Annotated in this window: 15 protein-coding genes; 6 read left to right on the forward strand and 9 right to left on the reverse strand. The window is 64.6% G+C overall.

Features of this window, described 5'->3' with window-relative positions:
• Positions 1–66: 66 nt before the first annotated feature.
• The 5 genes from AC07O2_RS23180 (at position 67) to AC07O2_RS23200 (ending at position 4,056) form a co-directional block, all read left to right on the forward strand.
• Positions 67–333: a hypothetical protein gene (locus AC07O2_RS23180; RefSeq protein WP_495234573.1), complete on the forward strand. Its 267-nt coding sequence runs from the start codon at positions 67–69 to the stop codon at positions 331–333.
• A gap of 4 nt (positions 334–337) precedes the next feature.
• Complete coding sequence (locus tag AC07O2_RS23185; protein ID WP_495234574.1) at positions 338–1,759, forward strand: TolC family protein; 1,422 nt, start codon at positions 338–340, stop codon at positions 1,757–1,759.
• A 1-nt stretch (position 1,760) separates the two neighbouring features.
• Positions 1,761–3,134, forward strand: a complete 1,374-nt coding sequence (locus tag AC07O2_RS23190) for a multicopper oxidase family protein (RefSeq protein ID WP_495234575.1) — start codon at positions 1,761–1,763, stop codon at positions 3,132–3,134.
• A 95-nt stretch (positions 3,135–3,229) separates the two neighbouring features.
• A complete protein-coding gene (locus AC07O2_RS23195; RefSeq protein WP_495234576.1) occupies positions 3,230–3,724 on the forward strand; it encodes a cupredoxin domain-containing protein in 495 nt (164 codons plus the stop codon).
• Positions 3,725–3,753: 29 nt separating this feature from the next.
• Positions 3,754–4,056, forward strand: coding sequence for a copper-binding protein (locus tag AC07O2_RS23200; RefSeq protein WP_495096684.1), 303 nt, complete (start codon positions 3,754–3,756; stop codon positions 4,054–4,056).
• A gap of 11 nt (positions 4,057–4,067) precedes the next feature.
• Here AC07O2_RS23200 and AC07O2_RS23205 read toward each other — a convergent pair whose 3' ends face one another.
• From AC07O2_RS23205 to mltG, 6 genes are all read right to left on the reverse strand, one after another.
• Positions 4,068–4,727, reverse strand: coding sequence for an ankyrin repeat domain-containing protein (locus AC07O2_RS23205; protein ID WP_495096685.1), 660 nt, complete (start codon positions 4,725–4,727; stop codon positions 4,068–4,070).
• Positions 4,724–5,518, reverse strand: coding sequence for a TatD family hydrolase (locus tag AC07O2_RS23210; RefSeq protein ID WP_495096686.1), 795 nt, complete (start codon positions 5,516–5,518; stop codon positions 4,724–4,726). Before AC07O2_RS23210 ends, AC07O2_RS23205 begins: the two co-directional genes overlap by 4 nt.
• 52 nt (positions 5,519–5,570) lie before the next feature.
• Complete coding sequence (locus AC07O2_RS23215; RefSeq protein WP_495096687.1) at positions 5,571–5,930, reverse strand: PilZ domain-containing protein; 360 nt, start codon at positions 5,928–5,930, stop codon at positions 5,571–5,573.
• Between the two features lie 21 nt (positions 5,931–5,951).
• Positions 5,952–6,953 (reverse strand): DNA polymerase III delta subunit-related protein, encoded by a 1,002-nt coding sequence (locus AC07O2_RS23220; protein ID WP_495096688.1) that lies wholly within the window; start codon positions 6,951–6,953, stop codon positions 5,952–5,954.
• Positions 6,950–7,603 (reverse strand): dTMP kinase, encoded by a 654-nt coding sequence (tmk, locus tag AC07O2_RS23225; protein ID WP_495096689.1) that lies wholly within the window; start codon positions 7,601–7,603, stop codon positions 6,950–6,952. Before tmk ends, AC07O2_RS23220 begins: the two co-directional genes overlap by 4 nt.
• 160 nt (positions 7,604–7,763) lie before the next feature.
• A complete protein-coding gene (gene mltG, locus AC07O2_RS23230; protein WP_495096690.1) occupies positions 7,764–8,747 on the reverse strand; it encodes an endolytic transglycosylase MltG in 984 nt (327 codons plus the stop codon).
• Between the two features lie 50 nt (positions 8,748–8,797).
• Here mltG and ygfZ point away from each other — a divergent pair, with 50 nt between their 5' ends.
• Positions 8,798–9,715, forward strand: a complete 918-nt coding sequence (gene ygfZ, locus AC07O2_RS23235) for a CAF17-like 4Fe-4S cluster assembly/insertion protein YgfZ (protein WP_495096691.1) — start codon at positions 8,798–8,800, stop codon at positions 9,713–9,715.
• Here ygfZ and AC07O2_RS23240 read toward each other — a convergent pair.
• From AC07O2_RS23240 to AC07O2_RS23250, 3 genes are all read right to left on the reverse strand, one after another.
• Positions 9,698–10,654, reverse strand: coding sequence for an alpha/beta hydrolase (locus tag AC07O2_RS23240; RefSeq protein ID WP_495096692.1), 957 nt, complete (start codon positions 10,652–10,654; stop codon positions 9,698–9,700). The two genes, ygfZ and AC07O2_RS23240, sit on opposite strands and share 18 nt — an antisense overlap.
• 68 nt (positions 10,655–10,722) lie before the next feature.
• The gene (locus tag AC07O2_RS23245) at positions 10,723–11,550 is read right to left on the reverse strand and encodes an HDOD domain-containing protein (protein WP_495096693.1); all 828 of its coding nucleotides are present in this window, start codon (positions 11,548–11,550) and stop codon (positions 10,723–10,725) included.
• Between the two features lie 81 nt (positions 11,551–11,631).
• Positions 11,632–13,989, reverse strand: coding sequence for a Tex family protein (locus AC07O2_RS23250; RefSeq protein ID WP_495234577.1), 2,358 nt, complete (start codon positions 13,987–13,989; stop codon positions 11,632–11,634).
• Positions 13,990–14,016 lie beyond the last annotated feature (27 nt).

Genomic DNA, 14,016 nt, shown 5'->3' on the forward strand with positions numbered 1-14,016 from the left:
GCGCTTGTGCGGGGCGGATAACGGTGGCCTGCCGGCCACCTCGCTCGTGTTGTTCAGGAGAATTCTGTGAAAAAAATGTCTTTCGTGGCGGGCACGCTGTTGTGCACGCCCGTCTTTGCCCAGCTGCCATCGGCGGCTGACCCCAGTATTACCGTGCCGCCCGTGGCCTACCGCTCGGTCTTTGCCAGTACCCCTGCCGGCATGGAAATGCAGGCCAGCGACTGGAAGGAGGCCAACGCCCAGGTCGGCCAGTTCCGCCGGGGCCACGCGGATGTCTTGAAGTGGGAGCAGGCCCAGCGCCCGACCACGCAGTCCAATGCATCCAAGCGGTAGCCGTATGCGAATCGCTAAGCTCAAACCTATCAGCACGGCCCTGGCCCTGCTGACCCTGGCCGGCTGCGCCTCGCTCTCACCCGATGGTGGCCTGGCTGACGTGCAAAAGCTGGCCCAGGGTAAGACCACTGGCGCGCCCGTGCTACTCAGCCAGGACCCGCAGGCATCAAATACCGCCGTCGCCGAGCTGCTGGCGCAGCCATTGCAGGCCGAAGCAGCGGTGCGCATCGCCCTGCTCAATAACCCCAGGCTGCAAGAGTCGCTGGCCACGCTGGGCGTGAGCGATGCCGACCGGGTACAGATGGGGCGTCTGCCCAACCCGCACTTCGCCATCGGCCGCTTCACAGAGGGCGATAGCCGCGAGATCGAGCGCATGCTGAGCTTCAATGTGCTGGGCCTGCTGACCCTGCCCTGGCGCGCCCAGTGGCAGGGCCAGCAACATGAACTGGCCAAGCTGCAGGCCGCGCAAGACGTTGTGCGCCTTGCGGCCGACACCCGCAAGGCCTGGATCAACGCCGTGGCCGCCCAGCAAAGTGCCCGCTATCTACGCGATGTCAAAGAGGCAGCCGAAACCGGTGCCGAACTGGCCCGGCGCATGGCCCGCACCGGCAACTGGAGCCGCCTGGAGCAGGCCCGCGAACAGGTCTTCCTGTCCGATGCCACGGCCCAACTGGCCCGTGCCGAGCAAAAGGCCTTCAGCGAACGTGAAAAGCTCACCCGCCTGCTCGGCCTGTGGGGCATGCAAGCCAGCTTTAGCCTGGCCGAGCGCCTGCCCGATCTCCCGAAAGCTGCGACCGAGATGGACGACATTGAGGCCCGCGCGCTGCGCGAGCGCCTGGATGTGCGCTCCGCCATTGCCGAGTCGGACTTTGTCGCGCAGCAAGCCGGTTTCCAACGGGTCGAGGGCTATCTGGATGGCCTGACCCTGACGGCCACCCGTAACACCAGCTTCAACAACGCCAGCGGCGAGAAAACCGCCAAGCGTGGCTGGGAGCTGGAACTGCCCTTGCCCTTGTTCGACTGGGGCGGTGCGCGCAACGCCCGGGCCCAGGCCGTGTACCGGCAGTCCACGGCACGGGTGCGCCAGGCAGCGGTGCAGGCCCGCTCGGAGGCACGCGAAGCCTATTTTGGCTACCGCAGCACCTACGACCTGGCCGTGCACTACCGCGACCAAGTGGTGCCGCTGCGTCAGCTAATCCATGAAGAGCTGGTGTTGCGCTACAGCGGCATGCTGGCCAGCGTGTGGGAGCTGTTGGCCGATACCCGCCAGCAGGTTCTGGCCGTCAACAACGCCCTGGAAGCCCAGCGCGACTTCTGGCTGGCCGAGGCCGATCTGCAGACCACCCTCAGCGGCACCTCGCCTGGCGCGTTAGCGTCTTCTGCCTCCGGCGCCAGCGCCGAGGCCCTCACATCGCAAGGACATTGATATGGACCGTAGAACTTTTTTTGGTGGCACGGCCTTCTCTGCCGTGGCGGCTGCCAGCGTCAGCCGGGTTGCTTTGGCCGCGCTACCCGTGCCGGTGATCACCACCACGCCCGTTACCGCGCCGCCGCTGCAGCCCAGCACCGGCCAACCCTACAACCCGGTGGTCACCCTGAATGGCTGGACCTGCCCCTGGCGCATGAACGCCGGAGTGAAGGAATTCCACCTGGTGGCCGAGCCGGTGGTGCGTGAAATCGCCCCCGGCATGAACGCCACGCTATGGGGCTACAACGGCCAGTCGCCCGGCCCGACCATTGAGGTGGTGGAAGGTGACAAGGTGCGCATCTTCGTCACCAACCGCCTGCCCGAACACACCACCATCCACTGGCATGGCCAGCGCCTACCCAATGGCATGGATGGCGTGGGCGGACTGACCCAGCCGCAGATACCGGTCGGCAAAACCTTTGTCTACGAATTTGTGGCGCGCCGGCCCGGCACCTTCATGTACCACCCGCATGCGGATGAAATGGTGCAGATGGCCATGGGCATGATGGGCTTCTGGGTCACGCACCCCAAGGCCAGCCACCCGCTGATCAGCAACGTGCAGCGCGACTTCTGCTTTCTGCTGAACGCCTACGACATCGCCCCCGGCAGCACCACGCCCCGGCCCAACACCATGCTGGACCAGAACCTGTGGACCTGGAACAGCCGCGCCTTCCCCGGCATAGACAGCCTGAACGTGCGCCTGGGCGACAAGGTTCGCATCCGCGTGGGCAACCTGACCATGACCAACCACCCCATTCATCTGCACGGCCACGAGTTCGTGGTCACCGGCACCGATGGTGGCCCAGTGCCAGTCAGCGCCCGTTGGCCCGAGGTAACGACCGACATCGCCGTGGGCCAGATGCGCCAGCTGGAATTCGTGGCTGACGAGGAAGGCGACTGGGCCCTGCATTGCCACAAAAGCCACCACACCATGAACCCCATGGGCCACAACGTGCCCAATATGATCGGCGTGGACCACCGGGGCCTGGTGCAAAAAATCCAGAAACTGGTGCCCGACTACATGCTGATGGGCGAGCGCGGCATGGCCGACATGGGCGAGATGCAAATGCCCATCCCCGACCAGACCCTGCCCATGATGACCGGCACCGGCCCCTACGGTCCGCTGGAAATGGGCGGCATGTTCACCACGCTGAAGGTGCGCAAAGACCAAAAGCCGGGCAGCTACGCCGACCCCGGCTGGTACACCCAGCCCCACGCCAGCCAGGCATTCGAATGGACCGGCGCCCTGGCCGAGCCGACGCGCCCCGCCCCGATACCGCCCGGTGATGCCATGCAGGTCCGCAAGCCCGGCAGCGGCCATGAAAACCATTGAGTCCCATGTTCACTATTAAAACCATAGCTACTCCCGCAGGTACTACCTGCGCCAGAGCCCTATTTTCCTTAAACCACCCAGCACTGAAAAAACCTATGCGCACACCCTACCCTAGCCTGATCGCCGCCCTCATCGCCCTGTCTTGTACGGCCAGTTGGGCCCACGGCGACGAAGCCCATAACAGCCAAATGGCTGCAATGAAAAAAGAGCAAAAAGCTTGGGGCGTTGCCGGCGATGCCCAGGCCGTGACGCGCACCGTCACGCTCAGCATGACCGACGCCATGCGTTTCGAGCCCAACCAGATCAGCGTGAAAAAAGGTGACACGGTGAAGTTCGTCATCCAGAACAGCGGCGCCATGCAGCATGAAATCGTCATCGGCACCAAGAAGGACCTGGACGCACACGCCGCCATGATGGCCAAGTTTCCCAATATGGAACATGACGAGCCCCACATGGCCCATGTGGGCGCGGGCCAGACCGGCACCCTGGTCTGGACCTTCAACCGAGTCGGCAGCTTCGACTTCGCCTGCCTGATCGCCGGCCATTACCAGGCCGGCATGACCGGAAAAATCACCGTCGCTGCCCAATAACCACCACACCAAACCTGAAAGGAATTTTCATGCGCAACACTTCCCGACTCTTTACCGCTCTCGCATCCGCCGTCTTCAGTGCTGGCGTGCTGGCCCAGGCCGCCCTGCCCCTAGTGGATGGCGAGGTCCGCAAGGTGGACCTGTCCGCCCAGAAGATCACGCTGAAACATGGCGAAATCAAAAACCTCGACATGCCGGCCATGAGCATGGTGTTCAAGGTGAAGGATCCAGCCCTGCTGGACAAGGTGAAGGCCGGCGACCGCGTGCAGTTCACCGCCGAGGACGTGAACGGCGCGCTAACGGTGGTGTCGATTGAGCGTGTAGCGCCCTGATCTGAAGAGTCTTACCAGGCCCCTTTGGGCTGTTTCGCCCGCACGGCGGCCGAGATCGCGGCCACCGCGTCCGGGCGGACGCCCAACTGGGCGAAATCGATGGCGCTGAGCTGTTGTTGGTTCTTCAGCAACGGGTCGGCACCTTCGTCCAGCAGCAGGCGCACGGCGTCGGTGCTACCGTAGCGCGCGGCCATCATCAGCGGCGTCGTGCCGTTGGGTGACGCGGCGTCGATATAGGCGTCGTTGTCCAGCAGCAGGCGCATCACGGCCACCTGGCCGCGCGTGGCGGCGTAGTGCAAGGGCGCCCAGCCGACCTTGTTGACGTCCGCGCCCTTGTCGATCAGCTTCTTGCACAGGTCCAGCTCGCCGGCCAGCGCGGCGATCATCAGCGCGCTTTCGTCCTTGGGGTTGCGGGTTTCGGCTGCGATCTGGGGCCAATCCAGCAAAGCGTCAGCCGCCTTGTAGGACTCGCTCTTGATGGCCAGGAACAGGCCGGACAGGCCTTGCTCGTTGCTGGTATTGCCATCAAATCCGCGCTGCAGCAGCGCCCGGACGTCGCTGGCATTGTCACGCTTGATGGCGGTGAAAAAGTCTTCAAAAGAGCCCGCGTTTGCAACACTAAACCCTATAAAAACAAATAGATAGGCCAGCTTCTTAAAGTATTGCATCATGCCAAAACCCCGCTGAACAGTCGGTCAAAATTGGCGCTGGTAGCTTGCGCTACTTCTTCCACCGGGATGTTCTTGATCTGCGCGATCTGCTGCGCCACATAAGGCACGTACGAGGGGTTGTTGGTTTTGCCACGGAAGGGCACGGGCGCCAGATACGGGCTGTCGGTCTCGATCAGGATGCGGTCCATGGGCACCAGGGCCGCCACATCGCGTATGTCCTGCGCCGTCTTGAAGGTCAGGATGCCCGAGAAGGAAATGTAGAAGCCCAGGTCCAGCGCGGCGCGGGCCACCATGTCGGTCTCGGTAAAGCAGTGGAATACGCCGCCAGCCGCACCGGCCGAGCCGTCTTCACCCTCCTCCCGTAGGATGGCCAGGGTGTCATCCGAGGCGCTACGGGTGTGAATCACCAGCGGCTTGGCGGCCTGGCGTGCGGCGCGGATATGGGTGCGGAAGCGCTCGCGCTGCCACTCCATATCGGCTACGGTGCGCTCGCCCAGGCGGTAGTAGTCCAGCCCGGTTTCGCCTATAGCCACCACACGTGGCAGCGCAGCGCGCTGAACCAGGTCGTCCAGCGTAGGCTCCTGCACATCGTCGTTGTCAGGATGCACGCCGACGGTGGACCAGAAGTTGTCATAGCCGGTGGCCAGGGCATGCACGTCGGGAAACTCTTCCAGCGTGGTGCAGATGCACAGGGCGCGGTCTACACGCGCGGCGGCCATAGCGGTACGGATGGCGGGGAGCTGCGCGACCAGGTCGGGCATGCTGAGGTGGCAATGGGAATCGGTAAACATGGCGACCGCCAGAGGGGCGGTGGTTGCGGTGAAGGCGGTGGAACGGCGGGGCTTAAATAGTCTGCGTAGGCCGATCCGAGCCCAGGTGGGCACCCAGGATCTCTTCGATCTTGAGCTTGAGCAAGCGGGCTTTTTCGTCCTTGGGGAACTGAATGCCCACGCCCTGGGTACGGTTGCCGGCTGCGCGCGGTGGTGTAACCCAGGCCACGCGCCCGGCGATGGGGTGGCGCTGCGGGTCATCGGGCAGGGACAACAGCACGTACACATCGTCACCCAACTGGTATTCCCGCGTGGTCGGCACGAACAGCCCGCCCTGGGTGAACATCGGGATGAAGGCGGCATACAGCGCACCCTTTTCCTTGATGGCAAGCTGGATGACGCTGGGACGGGGCGAGGCGTTGTTACTGCTCATTGGCAAGCACCATGGATAGCGTTAAAGACGCGAGTTTAGGACGTTTTGGGCCCGGCCCACCAAAGACTCCAGCAGCAGCCCCGCATTGAACGGGTGCTCCACCACGCGGGCGGTGGCGTTCAGGTCCTTGGCCCACTGGGTTAGCAGCTTGCCGGACGGTGCTGATGGCAGATCCTTGGCGGCAAAAAAACGCGGCGCAGCACCTACGCGTACCAGCAGCAGGTCGTGGCAAAGCTTTTGCAGCGCGTCCACCACCTGGGCCGGCCCCCAGTCGGCAAACGTGGTCAGCACACCCTGGGCCACAGCGCGCGGCAGGGCCGACCAGCTCTGTGCTGTACGGCCAGCCTGGGCCCATTGCAGCGCATCTTCGGGGCGGCCACCGGCGGCGGCCAGCAGCACAGGCGCGTCGGCCGCGGGTACGCCCTGGGCCTGTAGCCAGGTTGTGGACTCGACCGTATCGGGCCAGACCATGTTGTGACCCATGCAGCGGCTGCGGATGGTGGGCAGCAGTTGGTGGGCGGCGCCCGTGGCCAGCACGAACTTCACGTCACCCGGCGGTTCTTCCAGGGTTTTGAGTAGCGCATTGGCGGTGATGTGGTTCATGCGCTCGGCCGGATAGACCAGCACGGCCTTGCCGCGGCCACGGGCGCTGGTGCGCTGCGAGAACTCCACCGCGTCGCGCATGGCATCGACGCGGATTTCCTTGCTGGGTTTGCGCGACTTGTTGTCGATCTCGGACTGGGCCTTTTCGCTCAGCGGCCAGCCCAATTCCAGCATCATGGCCTCGGGCATCAGCAGGCACAGGTCGGCATGGCCATGCACATCGATGGCGTGGCAGCTGGCGCATTGTCCGCAAGCGCCCTGTGCACCCGGCGTGTCGCACAGCCAGGCGCGCACCAGTTCCAGCGCCAGCCGGTACTGGCCCAGGCCGGACGGCCCTTGCAGCAGCCAGGCGTGGCCACGTTGGGCCAGCAAGGTACTGCGCTGCTGCGCCACCCACGGGGGGACCAGGGCTTCACTCATGCCAGGGCCTTCAGGTAGCCGCGTTGCACCAGCACCGCATGCACCTGTTGCCAAACGGCCTCCCGTGGCAGCGCCGCATCGATGCGAGCGAAGCGGGCGGGTGAATCCTCGGCGCGGCGCGCATAACCGTCGGACACGCGACGGAAGAATTCGGTGGGCAGGGACTCGAAACGGTCGGGCACACGGGCACTGGCCAGCCGCTCGGCGGCGATTTCGGGCGCCAGCTCAAACCACAAGGTTAGATCAGGATTGCGAATGAAATCGGCCTCTGGCGCAGATACTGTCTGCACGAAGCGCTCTAATTGTGATAGCACATCAAGCCGAAAGCCGCGCCCACCGCCCTGGTAGGCAAAGGTGGCGTCGGTAAAGCGGTCGCAGACCAGCACGTCGCCACGCGCCAGCGCCGGCTCTATCACCTGCTGCAGATGGTCGCGCCGCGCGGCGAAGACCAGCAGGGCTTCGGTCAGCGGGTCCATGCTGTCGTTCAAGACCATGGCGCGCAGCTTTTCGGCCAAGGGCGTACCGCCAGGCTCGCGCGTCAGCGTGACCGCCCTGCCCTGCGCCCTGAAAGCTGCGGCCAGAGCCTCGATATGGCTGGATTTGCCCGCACCGTCTATGCCTTCGATGCTGATGAAAATTCCTGCTTTCATTAACCAATTACCCCTGACATCCAGAGCCTTCTATAAAACACATGCCAGCTCTTACCGCCTGCTTCCAGAGATACCGCGGAGCCGGCTTTGCCGGGCCGCTGGTATCGCCCCCTGCAAGGGGGTGGGCGAAGACACGAATTGCGTAGCCTGGGGGTGAGCATCATTTTTGTCTGATGTATTTGTTCACGGCGCGATTGTGCTCTTCCAGCGTGGCGCTGAACTGGCTGCTGCCGTCGCCCCGTGCCACAAAGTACAAAGCTGCCGTGGGGGCCGGCTGCACTGCCGCCAGCAGAGCCTGCTTGCCCGGCATGGCGATGGGCGTGGGTGGCAAGCCCGCGCGCAGATAGGTGTTGTAGGGGCCGTCTGTCTGCAGGTCGCGTTTGCGCAAATTGCCGTCAAACCCGGCTCCCAGTCCATAGATGACAGAGGGGTCGGTCTGCAGCGGCATGCCTATGCGTAGCCGGTTGTTGAATACGCCGGACACCATAGGGCGGTCGCCCGGCTGGCCGGTTTCTTTCTCGACGATGCTGGCCAGGATCAGGGCCTCGTCCGGCGTATGCGCCTGGGTGGAGGGTTGGCGCTGGGCCCAGGCGGCTTCCAGCTTTTTGTCCATGGCATGCAGCGCACGTTTCAGCACAGCCAGATCGCTGCTGCCCTTGGAATAGGTATAGGTATCGGGAAAGAACCGGCCCTCAGGCGCCACGCCGGGCCGGTCTAGTGCGGCCATTACGGCCTCGTCGCTCAAGGCAGCGCTATCGGGCTTGAGCTGGTCGGCCCGTGACAAGGCCGTTCGCACCTGGCGAAAGTTCCAGCCCTCTACCAGGGTGACGGCGCGCATGGCTTCGTCGCCGCGTACCAGCTTGGATAGCAGCTCCAGGGGCGTGGTGCCGCTAGTGATTTCATAGCTGCCGGCCTTGATCTGGCGGGCCTGACCCGACACGCGGAACCAGGTAAAGAGCAGCACGGCAGGGGTTTGCACGCCCGCATCGACCGCAGCCTGGGCTACGCCGCGTGGACTGGTGCCGGGCTCGATGGACAGATCCAGCGTAGCGCTGGACAGGGACAAGGGCTGGTACAGCCACCATCCGGCCGCTGCCGCGCATACGCCCACGATCAGCAACAAACTCAAAAACAGGCGACGCACAGTAGACCTTTGTGAAACCGGACAAATAGCCATTGATGATAATTCAGCCCATGACCATCGCACTCAACGCCGCACTCCACGGGATTGCCCCCCTCCATCACCTGGGCGTGATACGCGCCGAAGGCGCTGACGCAGCCAAGTTTCTGCACGGCCAGCTGACCCAGGACTTTGCCCTGCTGGGCCAGGACCAGGCCCGCCTGGCCGCCTTCTGCAACGCCAAAGGCCGCATGCAGGCCAGCTTCATCGGCTTCAAGCGCAGCCCGACCGAGATACTGCTGATATGCCACCGCGACCTGCTGGCCCCCACGCTGAAGCGCCTGAGCATGTTTGTCATGCGCGCCCAGGCCAAGCTGACCGACGCCACGGCCGACTTCGCGCTGTACGGCTTGGTGGGTGGCGACATTGCCCCGGCCCAGCCCGCCTGGACCCTGGCCAGCGCTGGTGATGCCACCACCATCGCCCTGTACCCGGCGGACGGACTGGCACGCGCATTGTGGATCGCACCCGCGCAAACCACGCCGCCCACTGGTCCTTCGCTCAGCCCCGAGCTGTGGCTGTGGAGCGAGGTGCGCAGCGGCGTGGCCACGGTGTCGCAACCGATTTTTGAAGCCCTGGTGCCGCAGATGCTGAATTACGAATCGGTCGGCGGCGTGAACTTCAAAAAAGGTTGCTACCCCGGCCAGGAAGTGGTGGCACGCAGCCAATTCCGTGGCACGTTGAAACGCCGTGCGGCCATAGGCCATGCGGACGTGAGCATGCTGCCAGGGCAGGAAATCTTCCACTCCAGCGATGCCGAGCAGCCCTGCGGCGTGGTGGTGCAGGCGGCGGTCGCGCCTGAGGGCGGCTGGGATGCGATTGTGTCCCTGCAGCTAGCCGCCATGCAAGACGGCAGCCTGCATGTGGGCGCGGCGGATGGCGCCGTGCTGAGCCTGCTGCCCCTGCCTTACGAACTACTCGCCGATATCTAGTCCAAATGCGCCACGCAGGGCCCTGGCCGCGTCAGCATGGGCTTGGCGCGCCTCGGGGATGGCGCGGCCCATTTTGATGAATTCATGGGTCACGCCACGGTAGATCTCCAGGTCTACCGGCGTACCCGCCAGGCGCAGCTTGTCAGCGTACTGCAGGCCCTCATCCACCAGCGGATCGCATTCAGCCAGGCCGAACCAGGCCGGAGCCACGCCTTCCACATCCTGTGCCTGCAGTGGCGCAAAGCGCCAGTCCTCACGGTCCGCCGGGCTGCGCAGGTACTGGCCGAAGAAGAAATCGATGTGTTCACGCTCCAACACCAGGCCGCTGGCAAAGCGGGCATGCGACGCGGTATCGCCATGCGAGGTCGTGCCCGGGTAGAACAGCATTTGCAGCGCCAGCGGCAGGCCCGCGTCGCGCGCCTGGATGGCGGCCACGGCAGCCAGCGTGCCGCCCGCGCTGTCCCCGGCCACGGCCATCTTGCCGGGCTGCAGGCCCAGGCTGCGGGACTCGGCGGCCAGCCAGGCCAGCGCGTCCCAGGTGTCGTGCACCGCGGTGGGAAAGCGGTGCTCCGGCGCCAACCGATAGTCCAGCGAGACCACGGCGCAGCCACTCAAGCGGCTGAGTTCGCGGCACAGTATGTCGTGTGTGGCCACGCTGCCCACGGTAAAGCCACCGCCGTGCAGGTACAGCAGCACCGGCAGCGGCTCGAACGACGGCGCTACCAGCCTGGCCTGCAGCGCATGCCCGTCGCGCGCCGGAATCTGCAGGTCTTGCACCCGGGCCAAGGCGGGCGAAGGAATTTCCAGCACGCCCGCCCCCAGGGCATAAGCCGCGCGGGCCTGCTCCGGAGTCAGGCTATGCAAGGCCGGGCGGCGGGCGCGGGCCATGCGGCTCAACACAGAACGCATCTGCGCGGTCAGGTGGGAGTCAATAGACATAGGATTGAAACCTGCTCTGACGCAGGTAAATCGTGCGCAAGCAGCTAGCAAATAAATAGCAAATAGAACTAGAGACGGGGCAGAAACGGCGCGCTCTGGTCGCGCCAATCTAGCGGGTCCTGCTGCAGCACGATGTCGATGTCCAGCCCCAGTGGCACACCGATTTCTCCGGGGAAGCTGACAGCCAGCGCGTTGTCGTCCAGCGCGCCCTCTTTGGCGCGTACCCGCCAGGCAGCCAGGTGCAGCACGCCGGCCAGGGGTTCGTAGCTTTCGTTGTCGAACGGTGCAATCTGGTACTGCAGCGCGTCCACCAGGCGTTCGGGCAGTTGCCATTGGCGCGCCAGGCCGGCGGCTACATCGGCATAGCTATAACCCAGGCGCTTGTGTTCCAACCGTGCACGGCGCAGGTCGAATGGCGGCTGGGTCTGGTTCAGCGCCTCCATCTCATCCGGCATGGCAATATGCAGTGCCAGCTCGCCCACGGCATGTAGGAGCCCGATGGCATAGGCAGTGCATGGGTTGTTGCGTATGGTGCCGGCCAACGCGCGGGAGAGCTTGGCCACGTCCACGCTGAAATGCCAGAACTGTGGCAGCGACAAACTGACCAGGGTCTGCGGCCCCAGGCTGTGTGTGGCGGTATGCGCCAGGCCGCGCAACTGCTCGGTGCTCAGGATGGCCAGCGCCTCGGGGATGCTATAGACCTGGCCAGCCATGGGCGTGCCGGCCGCGTTGGCCTGGGCCAGCAGGCGCACGGTCAGCACCGGGTCGACGCCTACCAGCTGGCCCAGCACCCGCAGATTGGGGTCCGGGTGGGCCAGCTCATTCAGAAACATGGCCACCACCTTGGGCGCATAGGGCAAGGCCAGCTCGGAGGCCAGCAGCGCATTCAACTCCATGGTTGTGTCTCCATTCGTATACGGCATGGTACGGCAAACCGCCTGCTGCGCACCATGGGCGCATGCGGTTTACCGTGCTAATCAGCGCTTGGGTTGCAGCTTGGCAAAAGCCGATGCCATGGCCGACTGCGGCGCCGGGCCGTTGTCGCGACGCGGCTGTTGCTGACCACGGCTAGCGCCCTCGAAGCGGTTGTCACGGGGACCATCCCGGCGGGCCGGCGCCTCGCCCAGCTTCATGCTCAGCGCAATGCGCTTGCGGGCCACATCCACCTCGACCACGCGCACCTTGACGATGTCGCCGGTCTTGACGACCTCGCGCGCATCGGTGGTGAACTTGTGGCTGAGTTGGCTGACGTGCACCAGGCCGTCCTGGTGTACGCCCAGGTCCACAAAGGCGCCAAAGGCCGCCACGTTGCTGACCGTGCCTTCCAGTACCATGCCTTCGACCAGGTCCTTGATGTCTTCCACGCCATCGTTGAAGCGCGCTACCTTGAAGTCCGGGCGCGGGTCGCGGCCGGGTTTCTCCAGCTCGCCAATGATGTCTTTGACGGTAATGACGCCGAACTTCTCATTCGCAAACAGCTCGGGCCGCAGCGTCTTCAGCATCTCGGCGCGGCCCATCAGCTCGGTCACCGGCTTCTTGGTCACTTCAATGATTTGCTCGACCAGCGGATAGGTTTCGGGGTGCACGCCGGTCATGTCCAGCGGGTTGTCACCGCCGCGGATGCGCAAAAAGCCCGCGCTTTGCTCGAAGGTCTTGGCGCCCAGGCCGCTCACGTCCATCAGCTGCTTGCGGTTCTTGAAAGCGCCATTGGCCTCGCGCCAGCGCACCACGGCCTTGGCCACGTTCGCAGACAGGCCGGAGACGCGGCTCAACAAGGGCACGCTGGCGGTGTTCAGGTCCACACCTACCGAGTTCACGCAGTCTTCGACAACGGCTTCCAGGCTGCGCGCCAGGTCGTTCTGGCTCACATCGTGCTGGTACTGGCCCACGCCAATGGACTTGGGGTCGATCTTCACCAACTCGGCCAGCGGGTCTTGCAAGCGGCGCGCGATGCTGGCCGCGCCGCGCAGGCTCACGTCCACATCGGGCATCTCTTGCGACGCGAATTCGCTGGCCGAATACACCGATGCGCCGGCTTCGCTGACCACCACTTTCTGCACTTCCACCGGTGGCAGGCCGGCTTGCTCGCTCATTTTGGCCAGCAGCTTGATCAGGTCGGCCGCCAGCTTGTCGGTTTCACGGCTGGCTGTGCCGTTGCCGATGGCGATCAGGTTCACGCCGTGTTTGGCGCACAGCTTGCCCAGGGTGTGTAGCGAGCCTTCCCAGTCCTTGCGCGGCTCGTGCGGGAAGACGGTGGCGGTTTCCACCAGCTTGCCCGTCGTATCCACCACGGCGACTTTCACGCCGGTACGGATGCCCGGGTCCAGGCCCAGCACCACACGTGGGCCGGCCGGTGCAGCCAGCAGCAGGTCGCGCAGGTTGTCGGCAAATACCTTGATGGCTACTTTTTCGGCGTCTTCGCGCAGCTTGGCGAACAGGTCGCGCTCGGTAGACAGGCTGAGCTTGACGCGCCAGGTCCAGGCTACGCATTTGCGGATCAAATCGTCGGCCGGGCGGCTTTGGTGGCTCCAGCCCAGGTGGATGGCGATGCGGCCCTCGGCCAGGGACGGCTTGCCCGGCTCGGGCTCGACTGGCAGTACCAGCTTGGCATCCAGGTATTCCAGCCCACGGCCACGGAATACAGCCAGTGCGCGGTGCGATGGCACGCGGCCAATCGGCTCGTCGTAGTCGAAGTAGTCGCGGAACTTGGCGATGTCGGGGTTGTTCTCGTCCTTGCCAGCGGCCAGCTTGCTGCGCAGCAGGCCTTCATTCCACAGCCAGCTGCGCAGGTTCTGGATCAGCGCAGCATCTTCGGCCCAGCGCTCGCTGAGAATGTCGCGTACGCCGTCTAGCACGGCCTGCGCGGAGGTGAAGTCGTCACCGTTTTCACCCTTCTCGGCTTTCACAAAGGCCTGGGCTTCATCGGCCGGTACCAGCGCGGGGTTGGCAAACAGCTTGTCAGCCAGCGGCTCGATGCCGTTTTCTCGGGCGATCTGGCCCTTGGTACGGCGCTTGGTTTTGAACGGCAGGTACAGGTCTTCCAGTTCCTGCTTGGTGGCGGCGGAAAAGATGGCCACGCGCAGCGCGTCGGTCATCTTGCCCTGCTCTTCGATGCTGGCAACGATGGCCGCACGCCGGTCTTCGAGTTCGCGCAGGTAGCCCAGGCGAGTTTCGAGCTCGCGCAGCTGGATGTCGTCCATCCCGCCGGTCACTTCCTTGCGGTAGCGCGCGATGAACGGTACGGTGGCACCGCCGTCCAGCAGCTCTACAGCGGAGCGGATTTGTTCTTCTCGGACTTGGATCTCGGTGGCCAGCTGGCGGATGATTTTCTGCATGAACGGGAATCGATATGGCAAGGGGCG

This window comes from Rhodoferax sp. GW821-FHT10B06, assembly GCF_059415605.1.